Annotated in this window: 17 protein-coding genes; 6 read left to right on the top strand and 11 right to left on the bottom strand. The window is 63.0% G+C overall.

The window, feature by feature from the left end:
• Positions 1 to 10 precede the first annotated feature (10 nt).
• The 6 genes from EXN22_RS11995 to EXN22_RS12020 form a co-directional block, all read right to left on the bottom strand.
• Positions 11 to 3,220, bottom strand: a complete 3,210-nt coding sequence (locus EXN22_RS11995) for a hybrid sensor histidine kinase/response regulator (RefSeq protein ID WP_130264249.1) — start codon at positions 3,218 to 3,220, stop codon at positions 11 to 13.
• An 85-nt stretch (positions 3,221 to 3,305) separates the two neighbouring features.
• Positions 3,306 to 4,493 (bottom strand): EAL domain-containing response regulator, encoded by a 1,188-nt coding sequence (locus EXN22_RS12000; protein WP_130264250.1) that lies wholly within the window; start codon positions 4,491 to 4,493, stop codon positions 3,306 to 3,308.
• Positions 4,480 to 7,299 (bottom strand): ATP-binding protein, encoded by a 2,820-nt coding sequence (locus EXN22_RS12005; protein ID WP_130264251.1) that lies wholly within the window; start codon positions 7,297 to 7,299, stop codon positions 4,480 to 4,482. The genes EXN22_RS12000 and EXN22_RS12005 overlap by 14 nt, the downstream gene beginning before the upstream one ends.
• Before the next feature lie 98 nt (positions 7,300 to 7,397).
• Complete coding sequence (locus EXN22_RS12010) at positions 7,398 to 8,249, bottom strand: WG repeat-containing protein (protein ID WP_165392206.1); 852 nt, start codon at positions 8,247 to 8,249, stop codon at positions 7,398 to 7,400.
• Between the two features lie 41 nt (positions 8,250 to 8,290).
• Positions 8,291 to 8,770 (bottom strand): GNAT family N-acetyltransferase, encoded by a 480-nt coding sequence (locus tag EXN22_RS12015; protein ID WP_130264253.1) that lies wholly within the window; start codon positions 8,768 to 8,770, stop codon positions 8,291 to 8,293.
• A gap of 35 nt (positions 8,771 to 8,805) precedes the next feature.
• The gene (locus tag EXN22_RS12020) at positions 8,806 to 10,017 is read right to left on the bottom strand and encodes a multidrug effflux MFS transporter (RefSeq protein WP_130264254.1); all 1,212 of its coding nucleotides are present in this window, start codon (positions 10,015 to 10,017) and stop codon (positions 8,806 to 8,808) included.
• A 90-nt stretch (positions 10,018 to 10,107) separates the two neighbouring features.
• Between EXN22_RS12020 and pdxR the strand changes: the two genes are divergently transcribed.
• Both pdxR and tam read left to right on the top strand, forming a co-directional pair.
• The gene (gene pdxR / locus EXN22_RS12025; protein WP_130264255.1) at positions 10,108 to 11,553 is read left to right on the top strand and encodes a MocR-like pyridoxine biosynthesis transcription factor PdxR; all 1,446 of its coding nucleotides are present in this window, start codon (positions 10,108 to 10,110) and stop codon (positions 11,551 to 11,553) included.
• Positions 11,554 to 11,809: 256 nt separating this feature from the next.
• Positions 11,810 to 12,574: a trans-aconitate 2-methyltransferase gene (gene tam, locus EXN22_RS12030; protein ID WP_130264256.1), complete on the top strand. Its 765-nt coding sequence runs from the start codon at positions 11,810 to 11,812 to the stop codon at positions 12,572 to 12,574.
• Here tam and EXN22_RS12035 read toward each other — a convergent pair.
• Positions 12,571 to 12,954: a DUF2784 domain-containing protein gene (locus tag EXN22_RS12035; RefSeq protein WP_130264257.1), complete on the bottom strand. Its 384-nt coding sequence runs from the start codon at positions 12,952 to 12,954 to the stop codon at positions 12,571 to 12,573. The two genes, tam and EXN22_RS12035, sit on opposite strands and share 4 nt — an antisense overlap.
• Before the next feature lie 123 nt (positions 12,955 to 13,077).
• Here EXN22_RS12035 and EXN22_RS12040 point away from each other — a divergent pair, with 123 nt between their 5' ends.
• Entirely contained in the window at positions 13,078 to 13,707 is a 630-nt protein-coding gene (locus EXN22_RS12040; RefSeq protein ID WP_130264258.1) for a LysE family translocator, read from the top strand.
• A 56-nt stretch (positions 13,708 to 13,763) separates the two neighbouring features.
• Here the strand turns inward: EXN22_RS12040 and preA are convergent, their stop codons facing one another.
• The 3 genes from preA to hydA form a co-directional block, all read right to left on the bottom strand.
• The gene (gene preA, locus EXN22_RS12045; RefSeq protein WP_130264259.1) at positions 13,764 to 15,041 is read right to left on the bottom strand and encodes an NAD-dependent dihydropyrimidine dehydrogenase subunit PreA; all 1,278 of its coding nucleotides are present in this window, start codon (positions 15,039 to 15,041) and stop codon (positions 13,764 to 13,766) included.
• A complete protein-coding gene (locus EXN22_RS12050; RefSeq protein ID WP_130264260.1) occupies positions 15,038 to 16,405 on the bottom strand; it encodes an NAD(P)-dependent oxidoreductase in 1,368 nt (455 codons plus the stop codon). Before EXN22_RS12050 ends, preA begins: the two co-directional genes overlap by 4 nt.
• A 100-nt stretch (positions 16,406 to 16,505) precedes the next feature.
• Positions 16,506 to 17,951, bottom strand: a complete 1,446-nt coding sequence (gene hydA, locus EXN22_RS12055) for a dihydropyrimidinase (protein ID WP_130264261.1) — start codon at positions 17,949 to 17,951, stop codon at positions 16,506 to 16,508.
• Between the two features lie 331 nt (positions 17,952 to 18,282).
• On the opposite strand from hydA, the gene EXN22_RS12060 reads away from it, so the two are divergent.
• From EXN22_RS12060 to EXN22_RS12070, 3 genes are all read left to right on the top strand, one after another.
• Positions 18,283 to 19,770 carry an NCS1 family nucleobase:cation symporter-1 gene (locus tag EXN22_RS12060; protein ID WP_130264262.1) on the top strand — a complete coding sequence of 496 codons (1,488 nt, stop codon included), beginning with the start codon at positions 18,283 to 18,285 and terminating at the stop codon, positions 19,768 to 19,770.
• 45 nt (positions 19,771 to 19,815) lie between these two features.
• The gene (locus EXN22_RS12065) at positions 19,816 to 21,099 is read left to right on the top strand and encodes a Zn-dependent hydrolase (protein WP_130264263.1); all 1,284 of its coding nucleotides are present in this window, start codon (positions 19,816 to 19,818) and stop codon (positions 21,097 to 21,099) included.
• A gap of 137 nt (positions 21,100 to 21,236) precedes the next feature.
• Entirely contained in the window at positions 21,237 to 21,944 is a 708-nt protein-coding gene (locus tag EXN22_RS12070; protein WP_130264264.1) for a YebC/PmpR family DNA-binding transcriptional regulator, read from the top strand.
• 68 nt (positions 21,945 to 22,012) lie between these two features.
• Here EXN22_RS12070 and EXN22_RS12075 read toward each other — a convergent pair whose 3' ends face one another.
• A complete protein-coding gene (locus tag EXN22_RS12075; RefSeq protein WP_130264265.1) occupies positions 22,013 to 23,305 on the bottom strand; it encodes a leucine-rich repeat-containing protein kinase family protein in 1,293 nt (430 codons plus the stop codon).
• Between the last annotated feature and the right edge of the window lie 135 nt (positions 23,306 to 23,440).

A 23,440-nucleotide genomic window follows, 5' to 3' on the forward strand; every position in this document is an offset into this window, starting at 1 on the left:
ACGGGGTTGATCATTCAACGCTGAGCAGCAGGGCGCTCAGCTGTTCAAGGATGTTGCGTACCGCCAGCGCCAGGGGCGGGGTGATGATCAGCCCGGTGAGGCGGCACTCGAGTTCGGCGCAGGCTTGGGCAAGCTCGGCAGCATGCACCACGGCCAAGGATCCGGCCATGCTGTGAAGTTTCTGCGCAACGCCGTCGGCATCGCCACGCTCCAGCGCTGCGAGGGTGCCTTGCATGTCCTGTTGCAGGGTGCGCACAAACAGTTCACGCATTTTCACGGACAGTTGCAACGGGGGGGAGGCCGGTTGCGGCGGCGGGGGCAGGGGGGGGCTGATGATCTGCTCGGCTTTGCAGTGTTTGAGCAATTGCGTGCGCAAGGTGTGCAGGGTCAGCGGCTTGACCAGCCAGGCATTCATGCCCACGGCGGCGCAGCGTTCACCTTCCTCGCGCAGTGCATTGGCCGTGACCCCGATGATCGGCACCTGGCTATCTTGCTGGCGCAACGCCGAGGCCAGTTCGTAGCCATTGGTGATGGGCATGTTGACATCAGTGAGCACCAGGTCGAACAGCCCGGGCAGCCACTGGGCGAGCGCCTGTTCACCATTGTCTGCCACCGTTACCACACAACCCAGGGCTTGCAGTTGTTCTTCGATGATGGCCTGGTTGATCGGGTTGTCTTCGGCCACCAGTACCCGCAGGTTCAGGGGCAGGGCCGGGTGCGGCGGCGGTAGTTGATGTTCAGGGTCGGCGCCTTGCTGCGCCAGGTACACGGCCCAGGCGATTGCCCGTACATCATGGGCATCGACGTCCCAGCCATGGGCCGCATGCTGCGGCGGATTCGGCGCGCCAGCGGCGGCGATAATCCGTGTACCGGGCCAGGGTGCCTGGTTGTCTGTGGGTAACATGTCTACCAACAGTGTCGCGACCGTTGCCGGTTTCATCTCGGCGCCAGCGGGCCAGGCCTGGGCACCCAGGCGGTTGAGCCAGGCACACAGGTGTTGCGCCAGCTCCTGGGTCGGGGCACGCACGCAAACCTGCGCAGCGCTCGCCTGCAAATCCGGACAATCGGCCAGCTTGCCCGGGCGCTGTTCAAGGGTCAGTTGCAGGGAGAAGCTGCTGCCCAGGCCAGGTTCGCTGACCACCTTGAGCTGGCCGGCCATCAACTCGCACAGCCACCAGCAAATCGCCAGGCCTAAGCCGGCGCCCGCTTCACTGGAGGCATCGCGGACCTGATAGAACGGATCGAACAACTGAACCTGCTGGGCCTGGGAGATGCCGATGCCCGAATCGCTGACTTGCCACTGCAGGCTGACTGCCTCGCCGTGCTGTTCCACCACGCGCAGTCGCAATACCACCCGCCCGTGCTCAGTGAACTTGATGGCGTTGCTCAGCAGGTTATTGAGGATCTGGCGGATGCGCAGCGGATCGCCGCGCACCCGGTCAGGGAGAGTGGCGTCAATACAGGCATATAGCTGCAAACCCTTGGCCTGGGCAAATGCACTGTAGGTGCGCAAGGTATCTTCGGTGAGTTCCAGAGGGCAGAAGTCCTGGGTTTCCAGGGTCATCTGCCCGGACTCGATCTTCGACACATCCAGTACATCGCTGATCAACTGGAACAAGGTGGCCGAAGAACGCTGGATGGTATCCAGGTACTGCCGCTGGCGAGGCTCAAGCGCAGTCAAACCCAAGAGTTCCAGGGTACCCAGCACGCCATACAGGGGCGTACGGATTTCGTGGCTCATGGTGGCCAGGAACCGGGTCTTGGCCTCGTTGGCGGAATCTGCGTCCTTGCGCGCCTCTTCCAGCGCGGCGGCGTCCTCGACCCTGCGGGTGACATCGTGAATCGCACAGAGCCAGACGTCCTCACCGTGATAGCGGGTGGAGATGAAGTCGACATGCAGGTGTCGACCGTCACTCTCAAGGTCGGTCTGCCCGGAGTGGGTGAGGTCGTGCTGGCGGTTGAGGGCACTGATCAGCTTGGTGCTGTCCTGCCATTGCTGGGCACGCAGGTTCTCCAGCAGTACGCTGTGGTCACTGCGGCGTATCACGCACAGGCCGGTAGGCGCCGAGTCGATAACGGCGCGGCTGAATGCCTCGCTTTCAGCGATGCTTTCGTGGGCCCTGTGGGCCGGGAGCACGACCCGGCGCTTGTACCAGCGATTGAATGCCCAGCCACCGGCCAACGCCGCCAGCAGCGCCAGCAACAGGCCGAGCAACGGCCAGCGGGCGTAATTGAGGAAGCTCTTCACGCTGATGACGTAGATCCCCGACCAGGGGCGCTCGCCGGTGCTCGACACTTTGAACACCAGGCCGTCACTGTTGAAGTTCAGCCCTTCATGCAGGTGCACCTGCGGCTTCACCGTGCCGATCAGTGCTTGGCCAGAGGGGGCGATCAGGGTGAAATGGTCATAGATCGACCACTGCATGATCCGCTCGATGTTGTTGATCTGGGACAGGTTGAGCAGTGAAGCGACGACGACCCAGGGGCTGGCGCCCTGAATGTCCCGGTGAATCGAAGCCAGGTCGATGTTGATGTAACCGAGCACGGAGGGGATGGCCTCGTTGTCGGATGCCGCGTTGTATTGTACCCAGTGCACCCGACCGTCCAGCGGCCGGGGGTTACTGTCGTGCAGGCGCTGCAGTACATGCTGCATCACTGCGACGAAGGTACCGCCCTGTATCTGGCCGGCGCCGCGCAACCGTCCAGCGGCAGGCACGGCAATATCGAAGTTGTCCGGAACGTTGAACAGAAACACCTGGGGTGACTGAAAGTGCGAGGCAGACCAGAAGGCGCTGTAGTAGTCGGCCAGGTGCGCGCCCAGGGTGTAAATTTTCGGGTGCTGGCTCACTGCAACCTTTTCTGCGTCGATCTTCACGCTGAAGGGCAGGGAAAACGAATGCTGTTGCCCTTGAACGATATCAGGGCCTTCATTGGGCAGTGCCTGTTGCAATGCCAGGGGAGAGGCGACTGCAGCCGGTAGCTCACCCATGGCAGTCTGCACAGACACGGTGTTGAGAAAAGCCTCCTGCTCGTGCAGGTTTTCCAGGAGCCGGGCAAAGTGGAAGCGCACGGTGTCGTGCTGTTCTTCGAGTGTGCGTTGCACCCCCCAATAGCTGATACCGATCAGCAACACAGCGGTTGCACAAAGGACAGTCAGGCCGGCGTGCAAGCGCAGTGAACTATTGGCCAGCCTCTCGAAGAAGGCATTGGGTTGATTCATCGCGTGGCCACCCGGTGGCTGAGCGTAAAGCGGTTATGCACGTTGACCTCGAAACAGTAGGCGTTCTTGAGCACGTATGTTCGGGTCAATAGGTACTCGCCGGACCGTCATGGGTCAACAATTGCTGGAATTGACTCGAAGACACGGCGTGGGAAATCAGGAAACCCTGGACCTGAGTGCAGTCGATTTTACGCAACAGAGCAAGTTCCTGCGCGGTTTCCACGCCTTCGGCCACCACGGTCAGCCCCAGCTTGCGGCCCAACGCCACAATGCTGGTCAAGGCCTGGGCCAGCTCTTCGTTCTCGTTGCAGCCCTGGACCAGTGCCCGGTCGATCTTCAGTTCGGTAAACGGCGTTGATACCAGGTTCATGTAAGAGCTGTAGCCTTTGCCGAAATCATCTTGCGACAGGCCAAACCCCATGATCCGCAAACGGCAGGCACCGGCGTAGAAGTTGCTCATGTCCTGTGGCACCGAGCATTCCATCAGCTCAAAGCAGATTCTACCCGGCACGCCGTGTTGCTCGTGGACAAACGCCAGAATGCGATCCGCCAGGTCATGGCTGTTGAGCAGGTGCGTGGGCAGGTTGATCGACACCGGAATGTCATAGCCCAGCGCCCGCCATTGCGCCTGGGCCTTGATCGCCTGCCCCAACACCCGCCACAACAGCGGTTCTTCCAGGCCGTACAGCTTGAGTGCGGTCAGGAACATGCCCGGCAGCAGCACACCGTACTCGGGGTGCATCCAGCGCACCAGCGCTTCGGCTGCGACGATGCGACCATTGGCCAGGGCCTTTTTGGGTTGAAACCAGGCCTGCAGTTGACCATTGCCGAGGGCATCGAGGATCGTCTGGCGCTCGAAGCCTGGAGTCGCTGCGGGCAGGGTGGCGTTGCGCACGTCCATGAGTTGCTCTGTCAGGTTGCGCAGGGCAGTGGCTTGCACCGGTTTGGAGAGCAGGCCGATGACCCTTAGCCCCAGGTTGCGGGCAACCAGGCCGGCCGCCATCATCATCCGTCGCGAGGTGGCGCTCATGATCGCCAGGGCGGGCCGGCAGCGCAGGGCTGCCAGGCCCTGGATAAACTGCACACCATCCATGCCGGGCATCAGTAGATCGGTGAGGACCAGGTCGAACTCACGCCGCTTCAATCGCGCGAGCGCCTCTGCGCCATCGCTTGCCACCTCCAGATGGAAATCACCCAGTTCGCTGAACAGGTGCTGCATGTACAGATGCTGGAACGGGTGGTCTTCGACAATCAGGATGCTACAGGGCTTCATGGGCAGTTCTTTCATAAGGCGCCAAGTAATTGAACAGGTCTCTGAGGGTGAAAGGCTTGACCAGGCAGTGGTTCATGCCCGCTGCCAGGCACAAGGCCGCTTCACCGCGCAGGGCGTTGGCGGTGGCACCGATGATCGGCGCCGTGCAACCCAGGTCGCGCAGTTCCCGAGCCAACTCGTAGCCATTGAGACCAGGCATGTTGACGTCGCTCAGGACCGCATCGAATTGCCCGTTGGGCCAGAGTGACAACGCCTCTTTACCATTGGCGGCCAATGCCACGGTGCAGCCAAGCTCTTCGAGTTGATCGCGCAGGATCAGTTGATTGATAACGTTGTCTTCGGCCACAAGAATGTGCAGACCCAGCGGCTTGAGGTCGACCAACTCGAGTGCCTCTTGCGGCGTTGCCACCCACAGTCCCTGAGCCAGGCTTACGGCCTGGTGAATAGCCGGCAAGTCGTTGAGGTTGACCTTCCAGGCGCCGGACATGATTTGCGGTTCGTTGCTACCATCAGCGCTGGCGAGCACTAGCGGTCCGCGCCACTGGGGTTCAAGGCGTTGCTCGAACGCGTCGGGGTGCAGTTCAATCACCACACTTTGCGCGGCAAGTTCCGCCCGGGGCGGACGCCCGATGTGCGGGCGGGCGCCCCAGCGTCGCAACCAGCCACTGATGGCTTCGGCCAGTTCACGGATGGGGGAAACCACATAAATGACCTCCGGCAGCAATGCGTTCATGGCGCTGGGGGCGCTGCTGCCAGAGGGCTGCACCAACGGCAGGGTCAAAGAAAAGCTGCTACCCAGACCCTGCTCGCTGACCATGCGGATGCTGCCGTTCATCAAATGGGTCAGGCGCTGGCAGATGGGCAGGCCCAAGCCCGTGCCGGCCACCACATTGGCATTGCCGTTGATCTGATAGAAGGGGTCGAAAATCAACGCCTGGTCGTTCTGGCTGACGCCTTTGCCGGTGTCTGACACTTGCCACTGCACGTTGCTGCGCTCGCCCTCCTGGGACAGCAGCCGGACCCGCAAAACCACTCGTCCTGCGTCAGTGAACTTCACGGCATTGCTCAGCAGATTATTGAGGATCTGACGGATTCGCGTGGTGTCGCCGATAACCCGTTCCGGTAGCTTCGGGTCCAGGCAGCTATACAGCATCAGGCCTTTGCTGCGAGCGGCGGCCGCATAGCCGTGGATGCTTTCCTGGACCAGCTCCAACAGGGAAAACTCGTTGGACTCCAGCACCAATTGACCCGCTTCGATTTTTGACACGTCCAGCACATCGCAAATCAGTTGCAACAACGTCGCCGAGGAGCCTTCGATTGCTCGCAGATAATCACGCTGCTGGACATCCAGCGGGGTGCGCGCCAGCAGTTCCAGGGTGCCCAGCACGCCATACAGCGGCGTACGGATCTCGTGGCTCATGGTGGCCAGAAACAGGGTCTTGGCTTCGTTGGCGGCATCGGCCAGCTGGCGTGCCTGCTGCAAGGCCTCTTCGATCTGGGTCCGCGCGCTGATGTCGCTGAAGGCGCACAGCAGGACCTCCTCACCCTTGTAGCGGCTCGGCGCACCGCTCAAGTACAGGTGGCGTCCGTCAGCGGTCTGAAAATAGTCGGTGAGGGTCGCCGACGGGCTATCGAATGCCTCGCAAATCCAGCCAGGGCACAGTTGTTCGCGCTCGCTGCCCTGGCCCAGCCATTGTTGCGACAGGGTGTTTTCCAGCACGATCTGACCGTCGCTACGGCGCAGCACACACAGGGCCACGGGGGCGGTCTGGATTACATCACGGCTGAACAATTCGCTTTCGACCACCGCCTGGATCCGGTGAATCGTCGGGTTGATGAAACGCACCTCCAGGCGTCGGATCAGCAGCCACACCAGGCTGATGCTCAGCAGGCAGAACAGCAGGGCGCCTGCCAGTTGTGGCACCAAGGCCGCGAGCAGCGCTTGCAGGCTGATGAAATACACCAGTTGCCAATCGGATGACTTGAGTTGTTTGCGAATCACCAGATGATCGGGCAGCCAGCCCTCACCGACCAGGCCAAAGAAGTTCTCACGCTGCAGCTGCAGCAGATTCTGGCTCAAGTGCGGGCTGTGGCTGTTGCTGAACAGCAACATGCCTTGGGCGTTGTACATCAGGAATTCACCGGCGCTCTGGTCGTTCAAGGCACTGGAGACTTTGCTGCCGTCCATTTCCAGCCCCAGCCAGCCGGAGTTGACGTCACGCGCGTCCAGGCGGATGAAAATATAGAGTTGTGAATGCCGGGCCGACTGATGGGTCAGCCAAAGCTCCTCGTGGGGTGCTGCATTTTCGCGGGTGAGGGTTTCCAGGCGGTTCAGCATCGCCTGGGGGAAGGCTTTTGGCATCGTGGTTGCGGTGTACAGGCGTTTCACCTGGGCGTGGCTACCGCTGCTGACGTAGAGCAGATTGACCTGCTTGGCTTTCAGGTTGTCGCGCATGCGCTGGGTCAAGCCGATACGCCACTGCTTGTCGAGGCCATTGCCCAGCAGCAGGTGGATCTCTTCATCGGAGGCCGGTGCAGGCGTTCGTGATTTACGCGTAGCGGACAGGCTCAGGCTTTCGAGCAAGGCCTGGCGGGTGGTGAAGAACGTATGCGCTTCGGCAATGGCACTGCTCATGTAGCCACGGCGTTGCGACACTTCATTGGTGAAGGTGAACAACAGAAAGTTGTAGACCCCTCCCAAAATGCCAACCAGCAGCACCAGGGCAAAGATGCGTAACAAGCGCCGCGCCGCATTGGGGGTGGAAAGGATCGGGTTGATCTGATGCAGGTACGTCTTCAATCTCATGCCGGCACTTTAAGCAGGCAGAAGTCGGGGTGATATCAGACGATCCTTAAAGATCACCGCCGAGTCGGTACTGCCTGCTTGAAGAGGTTCTCAGCATTTCAGGGGAGCTTCAGCGGTTCGTATTCCAGCGCTGTTTCGTTACCCTTGCGGTCGATCCGGTAGTGCTTGCCTTCTCGTTTTACAATGGCCTGACCGTCACGGAAAAAGGCCCGGCTGTCGTAGATGAAGGGCAGTACCACCTTGCCCGTGAGGTCGACGAAGCCCCATTTGCCTTCCTTGGATACGCTCAGCAGATTGTCGTTGATCAGCCGTCCGCCCCAGGTGTTGTAGGCGATACCGTCGTACTGGAAGGGCAGTACCTGTTTGCCGGAGGTGCTCATCAGGCCACCCAGGCCATTCTCGTAAACCACCACATAACCATCCTGGCACAGCGGGCGATGGCTGAAGCGCAGCGGGATCACCACTTCGCCCTTGCGGTTGAGCATGCCGTAGCGGCCGTCTTTTTTGACGATGGCCAGGCCGTCCTGGGTTTCTCGAAAGAATTCCACCCATTCATAGTCGAAGGGCACCACTGTGCGCCCCTTGGTATCGATGTAGCCGCAGGAATCGGGCGTCAGGCAGGCACCCGCCAGGCCCATGGAGAAACCGTCCACTTTGGTGTAGCGGGCAGGGATCTGCAATTGTCCCTGGCGGTCCATGAAGCCCCATTTGTTGTCGATCCGCACGGGTGCCAGGCCTTCATGATAGGTGGGCTGGAGTTCCAGGGTCGGTGCGACAATGACTTTGCCGGTGGAGTCCTTGAGCCCGTACTTGCCATTTTCACGAAAGCTGATGGGATCGGCGGGAGTGATGCTGCACGCCGTCAGGGCAGCGCCCAGGCACAGCAACGGGAGGGAGCGAAACAGAGCCTTCAATTGGGTGCATTCCTTGGCAAGGCGAGAGAGGGGCAAGGCGCGCACCTTAGCCGATCGCGCCGGCCTTGCCCAGCCGTTCAACCGCGGGCAAAAGCCTTGAGTCCTTCGCCTTCAAGGCGGTAGCGCACCCATTCATCCTGGGGCAGGGCACCGAGGGATTTGTAGAACTCGATGGCCGGTTCGTTCCAGTCCAGCACGCTCCACTCCAGGCGTCCGCAACCGTTCTCGCAGGCTTCGATGGCGATGTGGCGCAGCAGCTGTTTGCCGGCACCGCCCCCGCGCTGTTGCGGAGTGATGTACAGGTCTTCAAGGTAGATGCCGTTGCGCCCCAGCCAGGTCGAATAGCTGTAGAAGTACACCGCATAGCCGATGGCCTGGCCATCGCGTTCGCAAATCAGGCTCAGGGCCTTGGCACCGTCATCGAACAGGGTGCGCTCGATGTCGGCCTGGGAGGCGATCACCTCGTGGACGGCGCGTTCGTAGTCGGCCAGTTCAGTGATGAAAGTAAGGATCTGGGCGGCGTCGTCGCGCCGGGCAGGGCGGATGGTCAGGCTCATGGCAGGCTTTCCGGCAGGTGAGGTAATCGCCCATGTTAGCCGGAACTGGCCTTGAGGGTAATCGCTTCGCTGCGCAGCCGCTTGAGCACCAGGGCAAAGCCCAGGCTGGCCAGCGCGGTCATCCCCGCCAGCGGGCCGGCGGTGCCATCGGACAGTTGGCCGACGACCAGGCTGCACAGGGCAGTGAAGGCCATCTGGATGAAGAAGAACAACCCCGAGGCGCTGCCGGCGATGGCTGCATAGGGTTGCAGCACCGCCCATTGGCAGGCTGGAATCGCCAGGCCCACCGAGAGCATGATCAGCAGCATCGGCACGACGATTGCCAGCAGCGCTTCGGGCCACAGCCGGGTGGCGAGCAGCAGCAATAACGCACCGGCCAGGTTCAGGAACAGGGCCTGGCCGAGCAAGGCGTCGGCGCTGTAGTGTTCACTGCGCCGGCGAAACAGTTGCGAGCCGGCCAGGTAGCCGGCGACGGTGACGGCAAACACCGCCGCGTATTGCAGCGAACTCAGGCCCAGGCTGCGCTGCAGCAGGGTCGAGGACTCGGCGATGAACGGGAAGTAGGTGCAGTACACGCAGGCAATCGCCAGTGAATAGCGCATGAAATAGGCGTCGCCGAGCAGCCGCAGGTACACCTTCAGCACCGCTTCGTGGCGCTGCCCGGCAGGTTGCGGCGGGCGGGTTTCCGGCAGGCGCAGGGCGATCAGCAGCAGGCTCAGGGCGGCGCTCAGGCTCATTAGCAGGAAGATCCAGCGCCAGCCCAGGGCGGTTTCGATGAGGCTGCCCAGCAAGGGCGCGATCATCGGCGACAAGGCCATGCCCATGGACAGGTAACCCAACAGGTGGCCCTGTTGCTGGCGGTCGAAGTGATCGCGCACCATCACCCGGCCGATTACTGCGCCGCAGCAACCGCCCAGGGCCTGGAACAGGCGCGCGGCAATCATCACCTCGACACTGCTGGCCAGGCTACAGGCCAGGCTCGCCAGCAGGTACAGCGTGCCGCCGAGCAGCAACAGCGGGCGGCGGCCAAAGCGGTCGCACAACGGGCCACTGATCAGCATGCTCAGGGCGTAGCCGGTCATGTACAGGGTCAGCGTCAGTTGCACCTGGGCGTCGCTGGCCTGCAGGGCCGCGGCGATATCGGGCAGGGCGGGCAGGTAGATGTCCAGGGCCAGTCGCGGCAGGCAGACAATCATCAGCAACAGTAGCAGCCAGGTCCGTGGGCCGGGCGAAGGGGTGGGGCGCATTGAACATTTCCTTGGCGTCGATGCGCAAACCTTAAAGGCTGATGTGGTTTAATCGACAGCGCCATTAAGGCAGAATTTTATTGGACCACTATGCGCACAGGCAAAGCCGCCATCGCCCTCGATCTACCGCTGCCCACAGCATTGGCCCAGGGCAAGCAGCAAGGCGCCTACGCCGCCTTGCGCGATGCGATACTCGACAAACGCTTGCCAGCCGGCACCCGCTTGCCCTCGACGCGCACCCTGGCCGAGCGCTGGCAGCTGTCGCGCGGGACCCTGGAACTGGTGTTCGAGCGCCTGCGCGATGAAGGCTATGTCAGCCGGGTGGCCGGCTCGGGTACGCGGGTCTGCGCGGTCATTCCCGACCTGTTCATCGCCGCCGGCAGCAATCCGGGCCCGGGGCAACCGGCCGGTGAGGTAGCGGCCTCGGTGACTAGTGGCGTGCAAGTCGGCGTGCCGTTCGTCGCGCGCCTGGCGGACCCGGCGCTGTTCCCGGTGAAAGCCTGGTCCCGGGCGCTGGTCAAGGCGTTGAGCAGTGCACCACCTGCCCAGCTCAGTGCGCCGGACCCGGCAGGCCTGCCGGCCTTGCGCGAACAGATTGCCGACTACCTGCGGCGCTACCGGGGTATTCGCTGCCATGCCTCGGAGTTGATCGTTACCAGCGGCATTCGCCAGTGCATCGATCTGCTGGCGCGCAGCGTGATTCGCCCGGGCGACAAGGCCTGCGTCGAAGACCCTGGCTACCGCACCGCCCGGTCTCTGTTCGAGCGGGCCGGGGCGCAGGTGGTCGCGGTGCCGGTCACCGCCGAGGGCATCGACGAACAGGTGCTGGAGATCCATCTGGATGCGCGCCTGGCGTGCGTCACCCCTGCGCATCAGTCACCACTGGGCGTCACCCTGTCGGTGTCGCGGCGGCTGATGCTGCTGGACTGGGCCAAGCGTGCCGATGCCTGGATCGTCGAAGATGACTACGACAGCGAGTTCAATTACAACAATGCGCCGCTGCCGGCGCTCAAGGCCCTGGATCACGGCGATCGGGTGATCTACTGCGGCAGTTTCAACAAGACCTTGTTCGCCGGCCTGCGCGTGGGCTTCATGCTGGTACCGGCCAACCTGCGCGGGCAACTGCTGGCCACCTTGCAGGGTACCGGTGGGGCGGTGGGGATTACCGAGCAGTTGGGCCTGGCCGAGTACCTGGCCAATGGCAGTTTCGTGCGTTACCTGCGCCAGGCGCGCCAGGCTTACCAGCAGCGCCGCGACCTGCTGCTCCAGTGCCTGGCCGAGCAAGCCCCGGGCCGCTTCACGGTGACCGGGCAGCAGGCCGGCTTGCATTTTGTCCTGTGGTTACCGGCGGGGAGCAATGAGCAGGCGTTTTGCCAGCGCGCTGCCCAGCAAGGCCTGCACCTGCAGCCGATTGGCAGTTTCTGCCAGCAGGTGCAACTGCCGCCTGCGGTAATCATCGGCTTCACTGCCCTGACATCTGCACAACTGCGCTTTGCCGCCGGCAAGCTGGCGGCGTTGCTGCGCGAGGTTTTCTGATCGGCGCATAAGTATTTAGCCCATGAAAGGCCTCAACACAGATCCCTTGTGGGAGCGGGCTTGCCCCGCGATAGCATTCTGTCAGTTACCTCGCATCGCGGGGCAAGCCCGCTCCCACCAAGACGGTGTACACAGCTCACCTCGCTTTGCCGCCATCTCACAATCCAGAGCGGCGTAGAGACCTATGCTAATCAGCGGCTAACCGGCATGCTAGGGCCACGCTCGAATTCCCAAAGCCACTAAAAGGAAACCTGCGATGACCTGGTCTGCCACCCAGTACAGCACTTTCGAAAACGAACGCACGCGCCCGGTGCGCGACCTGGTGGCAGCATTGCCCAACCAGGCGGTGGCCAGCGCCGTGGACCTTGGCTGCGGCCCGGGCAACTCCACGCAAGTGCTTGCCGCTCGCTACCCCGGGGCACAGGTGAGCGGCCTCGATAGCAGCGAAGACATGATTGTTGCCGCCCGCCAGCGTTTGCCGCAGTTGGCGTTCGAGGTGGGCGATATCGGCAACTGGCGCAGCGAGCAGGGCGTCGATGTGATCCTCGCCAACGCCTCCTTGCAGTGGCTGCCTGACCACGCATTGCTGTACCCGCACCTGGTGCGCCAGTTGGCGGCTGGTGGCAGCCTGGCCATCCAGACCCCGGACAACCTCGATGAGCCGGCCCATCGGCAGATTCGCGAGATCGCAAAGCTTGGTACCTGGGCCAGCAAGGTTGGCGACCTGAAGTTGCCGCCTCGGCACACCGCCGCCTACTACTACGATGTGCTCAGCCCTCACTGCCGACGGGTCGATGTCTGGCGCACCACCTACTACCACCCACTGGTGGGCGGCGCGCAGGCGGTGGTGGAGTGGTTCAAGGGTTCGGCGCTACGGCCGTATCTGGCGGCGCTGGAGGCCCAGGAGCAGGCAGACTTTCTTCAGTACTACCTGCAGGCCATGGAGCAGGCGTATCCGCCTGCGGCCGATGGCACGGTGTTGTTGCCGTTCCCGCGGCTGTTCATCGTTGCCACCCGCTAGGCAATGCGTTGCTGACGGCGCGCCTGCCACTGGCGCACCACACGCAGGTAGACCAGACCGTTGACCAGCACCACCACCGAGCCAAGCACCAGCTGGATGCCCGGCGTCAGCCCGGCCGGGTAGATGATTGGCCAGATGTAGTGCTCGATGAAACCGCCTTCGTAACCGGCCAGGCCCGAGGCCTGGCGCAGGTGGTTTTCCCAGGCGGTGAGCGGGCAGGTGAGGTGCAAGAACTCCACGGCGGTGCCCCAGCACACTGCCGGCAAATGCCACCACATTGCGCCGCGCCATTTGAGTACCAGCAAGCCGCCAAACAGCACGAAGACAATGAACAACAAGTGAAACAGCACCAGACCATCGGCGCCCAAGCGGTACAGCATGACGATTCCTTCCTCGTGGGGGGTTCCTGTAGTCACCATGATATAGGCATTCACTGGCCGGCACGATTGCCATGATCCACCTGAGCAAGGCATGCTTGGGGCTTTCTGCCTGCGGAGCCTGTCATGGAAGCCTCGACCCTGCTGCTCTACGTCATCGCCGCCGGCGCGGTGATGATCACCCCCGGCCCGGCCATGCTCCTGGCCCTGAACAATGGTGCTTCCCACGGCATGCGCGTGGCGGGGTTCGGCATGGCCGGGGCGATGCTCTCCGACCTGCTGTTGATTGCCGCAGTGGGTTGCGGCCTGGGCGCGCTGCTGCAGGCTTCGGAGCAGCTGTTCAGTGTGGTCAAGTGGGTGGGTGCGGTGTACCTGCTGTACCTGGCCTGGGTGCTCTGGCGTGCGCCGACCAGCGCCTTGCAACGCAGCGGTATCAGCGCCGGCGCCACAGGCCGTTCCGCCTTTTTGCGGGCCTTGTTCGTCGGTTTGTCCAACCCCAAGGGCTTGTTGTTTTTCTCGGCATTTTTGCCGCAGTTCATTCGTCCCGATCAGCCAGTGGCCGAGCAGTACCTGGTGCTGGCGATCACCAGCGCGGCGATCGATGGCGTGATGATGGCCGTTTACGCCTATGGCGGCCGTCATGCCATGCGGCGGTTTTCGGCGCGCACCCTGCAATGGATCAACCGCAGTTGCGCCGGCATGCTGGCGGCGCTGGCGGTGGGGTTGAGTTTGTACCGGCGCAGCGATCTGCGTTGAGCTAAAGCACGCGAGGGAGGATCAATGATCCTCCCTCGCGGTTTATACCTGCTGTTTCAGGACGCTTCGCGATAAGGATTGCGCGGGTCATGCAGCCAGTCGAGGAACGGCTTGCCGGTGTCCTGCGGGACCATCTCGATGCAGTCCTGTACCGGGCAGGTGATCTGGCACAGGTTGCAGCCCACGCACTCGGCGTCGATCACTTCATAGCGGTGGCTGCCGTCGGCCTGTTTGAGGTTGGTGATGGCCTGGTGCGAGGTGTCTTCACAGGCGATGTGGCAGCGACCACAGTTGATGCACGCCTGCTGGTCGATTTTGGCCACCACCTGGTAGTTGATGTCCAGGTACTTCCAGTCGGTGGTGTGGCCCACGGCGCGGCCCTGGAATTGCTTGAGGCTGCGGTAGCCCTGGCTGTCCATCCAGCGCGAGAGGCCGTCCTTCATGTCTTCGACGATGCGAAAACCATGCAGCATTGCCGCCGTGCATACCTGCACAGCGCCACAGCCCAGGGCGACGAACTCGGCAGCGTCACGCCAGCTGCCGATGCCGCCGATACCGCTGATCGGTAGGCCCTGGGTGGCCGGGTCGCGGGCGATTTCGGCGACCATGTTCAGGGCGATCGGTTTGACCGCCGAACCGCAGTAGCCACCGTGGGTGCTCATGTCGCCAACGATCGGCAGGGCGACCATGCGTTCGAGGTCGACGCTGGTGATCGAGTTGATGGTGTTGATCAGCGACACCGCGTCGGCGCCACCGCGATGGGCGGCGCGGGCCGACTGGCGGATGTCGGTGATGTTGGGTGTCAGCTTGACGATCACCGGCAGCGAGCAGTGGCTCTTGCACCAGCGGGTGACCTGCTCGACGTACTCCGGCACCTGGCCGACCGCTGCGCCCATGCCGCGTTCGGGCATGCCGTGGGGGCAGCCGAAGTTCAGTTCTATCCCGTCGGCGCCGGTGGCCTCGACCAGTGGCAGGATGGCTTTCCACGATTCCTCGACGCACGGCACCATCAGCGACACGATCAGCGCACGGTCGGGCCAGTCCTTCTTCACCTGGGTGATTTCGCGCAGGTTGATCGCAAGCGAACGGTCGGTGATCAGTTCGATGTTGTTGATGCCCATGACCTCGCGGTTGACCCCGTAGTGCGCCGAATAGCGCGAGGAGACGTTGACCGCGGCGGGGTCTTCGCCCAGGGTTTTCCAGACCACGCCCCCCCAGCCGGCCTGGAAGGCGCGGACCACGTTGTAGGCTTTGTCGGTGGGCGGTGCGGAGGCCAGCCAGAACGGGTTGGGCGCCTTGATGCCAGCGAATTCGATCGACAGGTCAGCCATCATGCAGCCTCCACATTGAGCATCAGGTGTGCATGCATGGCCTCGGCGGCCAGCTTGCCGTGCTGCACGGCCTGGACCGTGAGGTCCTGGCCGAGCTGGGTGCAGTCGCCACCGGCATACACGCCGGGCAGGCTGGTGCGCAGTTGTTCGTCGACACGAATGCGTTCGCCGTCGCGGGCCAGTTGCTGGCCGCTGCTGTCACTCAAGGCGCTGTTATCGAACGTCTGGCCGATGGCTTTGAAAATGGCATCGGCGGCCAGCTCGAAGGTTTCCCCGCTGGCTTGCAGGCGCCCGTCAACCATCCTCGTGCGGGCAAAGCGCATCCCGCGCACCCGGCCCTGATCGTCGAGCAAGACTTCCTCGGGCTGGGCCCAGGTCAGCAGGCGCACCTGGTTTTGCTTGGCGATGTGTTGCTCGTGCTCGGTGGCGCCCATGTCCTCGACACCACGGCGGTACACCAGGTTGACATCGCGCGCGCCGAGGCGGGCCATTTGCACGGCCATGTCGATGGCGGTGTTGCCGGCGCCGAGGACGATGCAGCGCTCGGCGAGCGGCAGGCTGGTGAGGTCGTCGGCCTGGCGCAGTTCGCGGATGTAGTGGGTGGCGGCGAGCATGCCCGGCGCGGCCTCGTTGGTCAGGCCCAGCTGGCGCACGGCATTGAGGCCCAGGCCAAGGAACACCGCGTCGAATTGCTGTTGCAGCTCGGCCAGGCTGAGGTTGTCGCCCAGCACCTGGCCGTGGCGGATTTCGATGCCACCGATCTGCAGGACGAAGTCCACTTCACGCTGGGCGAAGTCGTCCACCAGCTTGTACTTGGCGATCCCGTATTCATTGAGGCCACCGGCTTTTTCCCGGGCTTCGAAGATCACCACCTCATGACCGTGCCAGGCCAGTCGGTGGGCGCAGGACAACCCCGCAGGGCCTGCGCCGACCACGGCAATGCGCTTGCCGGTGCTGGCAGCGCGCTGGAACGGGTGCTGGGCAAACTCGGCATGGTCCACGGCATAGCGCTGCAACAGGCCGATCAGCACCGGCGCGCATTCCTGGTGATGGTTGCGCACGCAGGCCTGCTGGCAGAGGATCTCGGTGGGGCAGACCCGCGCGCAACTGCCGCCGAGGATGTTGGCCGAGAGGATTTTCTGCGCGGCGCCCTGGACGTTCTCCTGGTGGATGTTGCGGATGAACGAGGGAATGTCGATCTCGCTGGGGCAGGCGTTGACGCACGGAGCATCGAAGCAGTACAGGCAGCGTGAGGCTTCCAGGGTGGCCTGGCGGGCGTTCAGCGGCGGGGCCAGGTCGCTGAAGTGCTCGGCGAGGGTGGCGTTGCTTTGCGACGGTCGGGGGAGGTGGTTGAGGGCATCGATCACGGTGGTTTCCTCTTTTTTTATTTTTTTTTGATCGCGGGGCAAGCCCGCTCCCACAGCCTGGGTGGTGTCTGTGGGAGCGGGCTTGCCCCGCGATGCTTTTTCAGCGCTTAACAGCGACCGGCTTTGAATGCTCGGCGCGCTTGCTCAGCAGATCGAACACCGCCGGGTACGCCGGCCGCTCGATATAGCGCCCGGCGCCGCGTTCGGCGCGCAAGTCGCCGTTGGCCCAGACCAGCTTGCCCTGGCTGATGGTGTGGCTGGGAATGCCGCGTACGGTCTTGCCTTCGAAGATGTTGAAGTCCACCTGCTGATGGTGCGTGGCCGCCGAAATGGTCCGCGTGCCCTGCGGGTCCCAGAGCACCAGGTCGGCATCGGCGCCCACGCGCAGGGCGCCCTTGCGCGGGAACAGGTTGAAGATCTTCGCGGTGTTGGTCGAGGTCAGGGCGACGAAGTCCTGCATCGACAATTTGCCGGTGTTGACGCCTTCGTCCCACAGTACTGCCATGCGGTCCTCGATCCCGGCGGTGCCATTGGGGATGCGGCTGAAGTCGTCACGCCCGGCAGCCTTCTGTTCGGCGCAGAAACAGCAGTGGTCGGTGGCGGTGGTGTGCAGGTTGCCCGATTGCAGGCCACCCCACAGCGCTTCCTGGTGACCTTCCTTGCGCGGGCGGAAGGGTGGGCTCATCACATAGCCTGCGGCGGTCTGCCAGTCCGGGTGGCGATAGACGTCCTCGTCCAGCAACAGGTGCCCGGCCAGGACTTCGCCATAGACTTTTTGCCCCTGCTGCCGGGCATAGGTGATCTCGTCCAGCGCCTGTTTGGTCGATACATGCACCAGGTACACCGGGGTACCCAGGGTCTGGGCAATCCGGATCGCCCGGCTGGCCGCTTCACCCTCTACCTGCGATGGCCGCGACAACGGGTGCGCTTCCGGCCCGGTGATGCCCTGGGCCAGCAGTTTGCGCTGCAGGTGATAGACCAGTTCGCCGTTCTCGGCATGCACGGTGGGGATCGCGCCCAGTTCCAGGCACCGTTCGAAGCTGGCCACCAGGGTGTCGTCGGCGGCCATGATCGCGTTCTTGTAGGCCATGAAATGCTTGAAGCTGTTGACCCCGTGTCGGCTGACCAGCTCGCCCATCTCTTCGCGCACCTGTTCGCTCCACCAGGTCACGGCGACATGAAAGCCATAGTCGCTGGCTGATTTTTCGGCCCAGCCACGCCACTGGTGAAAGGCCTCGAGCAAGGACTGCTGCGGGTTGGGGATCACGAAATCGATGATCGAGGTGGTACCGCCAGCCAGGCCTGCAGCGGTGCCGCTGTAGAAGTCCTCGCTGGCCACGGTGCCCATGAAGGGCAGTTGCATGTGGGTGTGCGGGTCGATGCCGCCAGGCATCAGGTACTGACCGCTGCCGTCGATCACTTCACAACCGGCCGGGACCTCCAGGTCACTGCCGATGGCCTTGATCACGCCGTCGGCACACAACAGATCGGCACGGTAGCTTTCTTCATGGGTAATCAGGGTGGCGCCACGAATCATAAGCGTCATCAGATGCTCCTCGCAGGCTTGACCGGTTGTTACCGGTTCTAGGTTTTGTACTGTTTTCAGCGTAGGTGAAAACCTGTCATCGCTGTCAGGAACTGAATCTAGTCGGCGATTTTCGATAGGGCAAATATTTAATTTATAAGCTTATTCGAATGTTAAATAACTGATTAAAAAGGATTTTATCGTTTTTGCCGTACTGAAAGAAAACGACCAGTGGTCCTGTCGTTCTTGACAGCTTGTGGAAATGGTCAAGATTTCTCATGGGTAACCGTGATTGCCCCTATGCCCGTGCAATGCAACCAACTCCCAAAAACACAACAACAGTGGAGCGGCCATGCAGCAGACCAGATCGCAGGTGAGCGAACGCGACGGCTTGTATGAACTCGACGCCGGCAGCGACGTCCTCGACAGCCCCCGGTACAACCACGACATCGCCCCGACCAAGGTGCGCGAGCGCACCTGGAACAAATGGCACATCACTGCGCTGTGGGTCGGCATGTCGATCTGCGTGCCGACCTATACCCTGGGTGGTGTACTCACCGCCTATTTCGGCCTGAGCGTGGGCGAAGCACTGCTGGCGATCCTGCTGGCCAACACCGTAGTGCTGATCCCGCTGACCCTGAATGCCTTTCCCGGCACCAAGTACGGCATCCCTTTCCCGGTGCTGCTGCGCTCGTCATTCGGCATCATTGGCTCCAATGTGCCGTGCCTGATCCGCGCCTTGGTGGCCTGTGGCTGGTTCGGTATCCAGACCATGTTTGGCGGCCTGGCCATTCACCTGTTCCTCGGCTCGCTGTCGGCGGACTGGAAAGCCCTGGGCGGCACCGGCGAGGTGATCGGCTTCATGCTGTTCTGGTGCCTCAACCTGTGGGTGGTGTTGCGTGGCGCCGAATCGATCAAGTGGCTGGAAACCCTGTCGGCGCCGCTGCTGGTGCTGGTCGGTGCCGGGTTGCTGGTGTGGGCCTTGCCCAACGTCTCGATCAGTGAGCTGATGGCCCAGCCGCCCAAGCGCCCCGAAGGCGCCAGTGTGTATGGTTACTTTTTTGCCGGCTTGACCGCCATGGTCGGTTTCTGGGCCACCTTGTCGCTGAACATTCCCGACTTCAGCCGTTATGCGAAAAGCCAGAAGGACCAGATCCTCGGGCAGATCTTCGGCCTGCCGCTGACCATGTTCCTGTTCGCCGCCCTGGGCGTGGTGCTGACTGCAGCCTCTGCCTCGCTGGTGGGCCAGACCGTGTCCGACCCGGTCAGCCTGATCGGGCATATCCAGAGCCCGGTGTGGGTGGCGCTGGCCATGGCCCTGATCATCATCGCCACGCTGTCGACCAACACCGCGGCGAACATCGTCTCGCCGACCAACGACTTCCAGAACCTGGCGCCGAAATGGATCGGTCGCACCACGGCGGTGCTGCTCACCGGCCTGGTGGGCTTGCTGTTGATGGGCCACGAATTGCTGAAAAAGCTCGGCTGGATCGTCAGTGAGGTGAGCCTGGAGAGCGTCTATTCCAACTGGCTGCTGGGCTATTCCAGCCTGCTCGGGCCGATTGCCGGGATCATGGTGGTGGACTACTTCATCACTCGCAAACAGACCCTGGACCTGGCCGGCCTGTACCGCGACGACGTTTACCCGGCCTGGAACGCCGCCGGCTTCATCGCCTTCGGTGTGCCGGTGGCGCTGACCCTTCTGTCGCTGCACAGCACCGCCTTCAGCTGGTTCTACGACTTTGGCTGGTTCACCGGCTCCGCCCTGGGCGGGCTGATCTACTACGGCCTTGGCAGCCTCAGGGCGGCCCGCGCGACCAATCTCAAACCTACCGTGTAACCGCCATGGCCCGCAGAGGCCAGGCCCGTGATGCAGGAGAGAATCATGCAAACCGCTCAGGACGTTCTGCAATCGACTCAGCGCCATATCAACGGCGACCGCTTGTGGCAATCGCTGATGGACCTGGCCAGGCTCGGCGCCACGGTCAAGGGCGGCGTCTGCCGGCTTGCCCTGACCGACCTGGATCGCCAGGCCCGCGACCTGTTCGTCAAATGGACCGAGGAGGCCGGTTGTACGGTCACGATTGATGGCGTCGGCAATATCTTCGCCCGCCGCCCGGGGCGCAACCCGCAACTGCCGCCGGTGATGACCGGCAGCCATATCGACACCCAGCCCACCGGCGGCAAATTCGACGGCTGCTTTGGCGTGCTGGCCGGCCTTGAAGTGCTGCGCACCCTCAATGACCTCAAGGTAGAAACCGAAGCGCCGCTGGAAGTAGTGGTGTGGACCAACGAGGAAGGCTCGCGCTTTGCCCCGTGCATGATGGGCTCGGGGGTGTTTGCACAGAAGTTCACCCTGGAGCAGACCCTGGCCAAGACCGATGCCGAGGGCATCACGGTGGGCGAGGCGCTCAATGCCATTGGCTATGCCGGGCCACGGGCGGTCAGCGGCCATCCGGTAGGGGCGTATTTCGAAGCGCATATCGAGCAGGGGCCGATCCTTGAAGACCAGCACAAGACCATCGGCGTGGTGTTGGGGGCATTGGGACAGAAGTGGTTCGACCTGACCCTGCGCGGCGTCGAGGCCCATGCCGGGCCCACGCCCATGCACCTGCGCAAGGATGCCCTGGTCGGCGCCAGTGCGGTGGTGGCGGCGGTCAATCGCGTGGCCCTGGAGCATCAACCCCATGCCTGTGGCACGGTCGGTTGCCTGCAGGCTTACCCGGGGTCGCGCAACGTGATCCCGGGCGAGGTGCGCATGACCCTGGATTTTCGTCACCTGGAGCCGGCGCGGCTGGACTCGATGATTGCCCAGGTCAAGGATGTCATCAGCAGCACGTGCCAGCAGCATGGGCTGACCCACAGCCTGACGCCGACAGCGGACTTCCCGCCGTTGTACTTCGACCAGGGCTGCGTGGAGGCGGTGCGTAGCGCGGCCAAGGGCTTGGGGCTTTCGCACATGGATATCGTCAGTGGCGCCGGGCATGATGCGATCTTTGTCGCTGAATTGGGGCCTGCCGGGATGATTTTCGTGCCTTGTGAAGGCGGCATCAGCCACAACGAGATCGAGAATGCCGCGCCGCAAGACCTGGCCGATGGCTGCGCGGTGCTGTTGCGCTCGATGCTGGCAGCGGCGCAGGCGGTGGCGCGGGGCAGGGAGGCGGCTTAGGGGCCTGTCGCGGGGCACCGCCGGCGCTCGATCTCAAGGCCTGAAGGGTTTTTTTGTCGATGGCTTGCAGAGCGTATAAACTGCTCGCCACTTTGGCCGGTCGCTACCTGACCGGCACCTGAAACAAGAGAGTCGAGATGGGCGCACAGTGGAAAGCCAAGCATAGAGAAACCGCAGCCAACGCCAAAGGCAAGATCATGGGCAAGCTGTCCAAGGAGATCCAGATCGCTGCCAAGGCCGGTGCCGACCCGGACATGAACCCACGCCTGCGCCTGGCCGTCGAACAGGCCAAGAAGGCCTCGATGACCCGCGAGACCCTGGAGCGGGCGATCCGCAAGGGTGCCGGCCTGGACGGCGATGCGGTGAACTACTCCGCTGTGACCTATGAAGGCTTTGCCCCGCATCAAGTGCCGCTGATCGTCGAGTGCCTGACCGATAACGTCAACCGCACCGTGGCGCAGATCCGCGTACTGTTTCGCAAGGGCCAACTGGGTGCCTCGGGCTCGGTGGCCTGGGACTTCAACCATGTCGGCCTGATCGAAGCCACGCCGAACAGCCCTGACGCCGACCCGGAAATGGCCGCCATCGAAGCCGGGGCCCAGGATTTTGCCGAAGGCGAAGAAGAGGGCGCGACCCTGTTCATCACCGACACCACCGACCTGGATGCCGTGCAGAAAGCCCTGCCTGCTCAAGGTTTCACCGTGGTTTCGGCGAAAATCGGCTACACCCCGAAAAACCCGGTCAGCGGCCTGACCGACGAGCAGATGGCAGAGGTTGAAGCCTTCCTGGGCGCGATCGACGATAACGATGACGTGCAGAATGTCTACGTAGGTCTGGCGGGTTGAGGTAAGCCTTTCGGGCCTCATCGCGGGGCAAGCCCGCTCCCACTGTGGGAGCGGGCTTGCCCCGCGATTCAGACGCCGCGAAGTTGCTGACAAACCTCGGCAAACGCCGGTCGGCGCATCACCTCAACCTGCACACACGCCTGCTGCACCGCGCGCAAAACCTCGCAATCCTCCTCGCAACACGCCAGCAACTCCCCCAGCAACACCCCGAACGCCAGCACTTCGATCCTCTGCAACGCGGCGGCTGCCACGCTGCCATCAAGCGGATGGAACGACGCCGCACCAAAATCCCCCAGCAAGCAATCGCCATCCTCATCACACAGCACGTTGTGCGCATACAGGTCGCCATGGGTGATGCCATGCCCGTGCAGGTGCGCACCGACCGAGGCAAGTCCACAGGCCAGGCGCCGTACGCAGGCCAGGCTCAAGCGCCGCTGCGGCGGATAGCAATCGCGGGTGCACGAGTCCAGGCTCGGCGGCCCGGCGAGGTTGAACCAGCTCGGCTCGATCAACTGCATCACCAGCGCCGGTAGTTGCTGCGGGTGGTTGTCGATGCGCCCGGCCAGGCGCACCAGTTGCGGATGATCGCCCGCCGCAATGCAGGCGCTCATTTCGTTGAGCGGCAAGCCGTCGCTGGTGATCTCGCCCTTGTACAGCTTGACCGCCACCGGCGCGCTCTGCTGTTGCCAGCGGGCCTGGTGGATGACCCCGGACGCGCCCTGGCCCAACACCTGTTCAAGCGTGATGTGCTGCCAGTCAACGACCTGGCAATGGCCTGGATCTGCCGGCGTGCAGAAACCCGCCGCCATGGGGTTGCCGGCGTACGCCAGCCAGGCCAGGCGCGGCATTTGCAGCAGCCACTGGGGCAGGGCCGGCAAGCGGTTGGCGGACAGGCGCAGCAGCTCGAGCCTGGTGCAGCGTGCAAGGGCCGCCGGCAGTTCACTCAAGCGGTTACCGGCCAACATCAGCTTTTGCAGCTCGCTGCAGTTGCCCAGCGCCTCGGGCAAGGTCTCGATGCGGTTATCGGTCAGCACCAGGGCGCGCAAGCGCGGCGGCAGGGCGGCGGCGCTGACCTGCTCGATCTGGTTGCCCTTGAAGCCGACCATTTCCAGCATCGGGCACTGGCCGATGCTTTCGGGTAAATGGCGAAAGCGGTTTTGCGAGCAGAACAACACTTTGAGCTTGTGCAGGCGGCCCAGGTCCTCGGGCAAGTCGCTCAGGCGGTTACCGGTCAGGTTGAGCACTTGCAGGCTGTCGGCCAGGTCGAAAATTTCCCGCGGGAACTGCTTCAGTCCGCAGGCCAGGTCGAGGCGGGAGATGCCCGCCAGGCGGCCGGCTTTGAGGTCTTCAAGGGTATGCATGGGCGTGGCGACAGGCTCGAAATTGGACGGCGCCCATCATACCGGCAAGATGCGACTTAAGTCCCATGGCAGACTGGCCGCTGCAGTCCATACTCGAAGCTCGCCCTTTATTAATAACAACAAGTTCAGGGTTTC

Origin of the sequence: Pseudomonas tructae, from assembly GCF_004214895.1 — a bacterium.
Lineage (GTDB): Bacteria > Pseudomonadota > Gammaproteobacteria > Pseudomonadales > Pseudomonadaceae > Aquipseudomonas > Aquipseudomonas tructae.

Coding starts and splice junctions, on each gene's coding strand:
- EXN22_RS12070 (WP_130264264.1), top strand. CDS start 21,237: ATGGGCGCACAGTGGAAAGCCAAGCATAGAGAAACCGCAGCCAACGCC.
- EXN22_RS12075 (WP_130264265.1), bottom strand. CDS start 23,305: ATGCATACCCTTGAAGACCTCAAAGCCGGCCGCCTGGCGGGCATCTCC.
- EXN22_RS12060 (WP_130264262.1), top strand. CDS start 18,283: ATGCAGCAGACCAGATCGCAGGTGAGCGAACGCGACGGCTTGTATGAA.
- EXN22_RS12040 (WP_130264258.1), top strand. CDS start 13,078: ATGGAAGCCTCGACCCTGCTGCTCTACGTCATCGCCGCCGGCGCGGTG.
- pdxR (WP_130264255.1), top strand. CDS start 10,108: ATGCGCACAGGCAAAGCCGCCATCGCCCTCGATCTACCGCTGCCCACA.
- EXN22_RS11995 (WP_130264249.1), bottom strand. CDS start 3,220: ATGAATCAACCCAATGCCTTCTTCGAGAGGCTGGCCAATAGTTCACTG.
- EXN22_RS12035 (WP_130264257.1), bottom strand. CDS start 12,954: ATGCTGTACCGCTTGGGCGCCGATGGTCTGGTGCTGTTTCACTTGTTG.
- EXN22_RS12015 (WP_130264253.1), bottom strand. CDS start 8,770: ATGAGCCTGACCATCCGCCCTGCCCGGCGCGACGACGCCGCCCAGATC.
- EXN22_RS12020 (WP_130264254.1), bottom strand. CDS start 10,017: ATGCGCCCCACCCCTTCGCCCGGCCCACGGACCTGGCTGCTACTGTTG.
- EXN22_RS12065 (WP_130264263.1), top strand. CDS start 19,816: ATGCAAACCGCTCAGGACGTTCTGCAATCGACTCAGCGCCATATCAAC.
- tam (WP_130264256.1), top strand. CDS start 11,810: ATGACCTGGTCTGCCACCCAGTACAGCACTTTCGAAAACGAACGCACG.
- EXN22_RS12000 (WP_130264250.1), bottom strand. CDS start 4,493: ATGAAGCCCTGTAGCATCCTGATTGTCGAAGACCACCCGTTCCAGCAT.
- EXN22_RS12005 (WP_130264251.1), bottom strand. CDS start 7,299: ATGAGATTGAAGACGTACCTGCATCAGATCAACCCGATCCTTTCCACC.
- preA (WP_130264259.1), bottom strand. CDS start 15,041: ATGATGGCTGACCTGTCGATCGAATTCGCTGGCATCAAGGCGCCCAAC.
- hydA (WP_130264261.1), bottom strand. CDS start 17,951: ATGACGCTTATGATTCGTGGCGCCACCCTGATTACCCATGAAGAAAGC.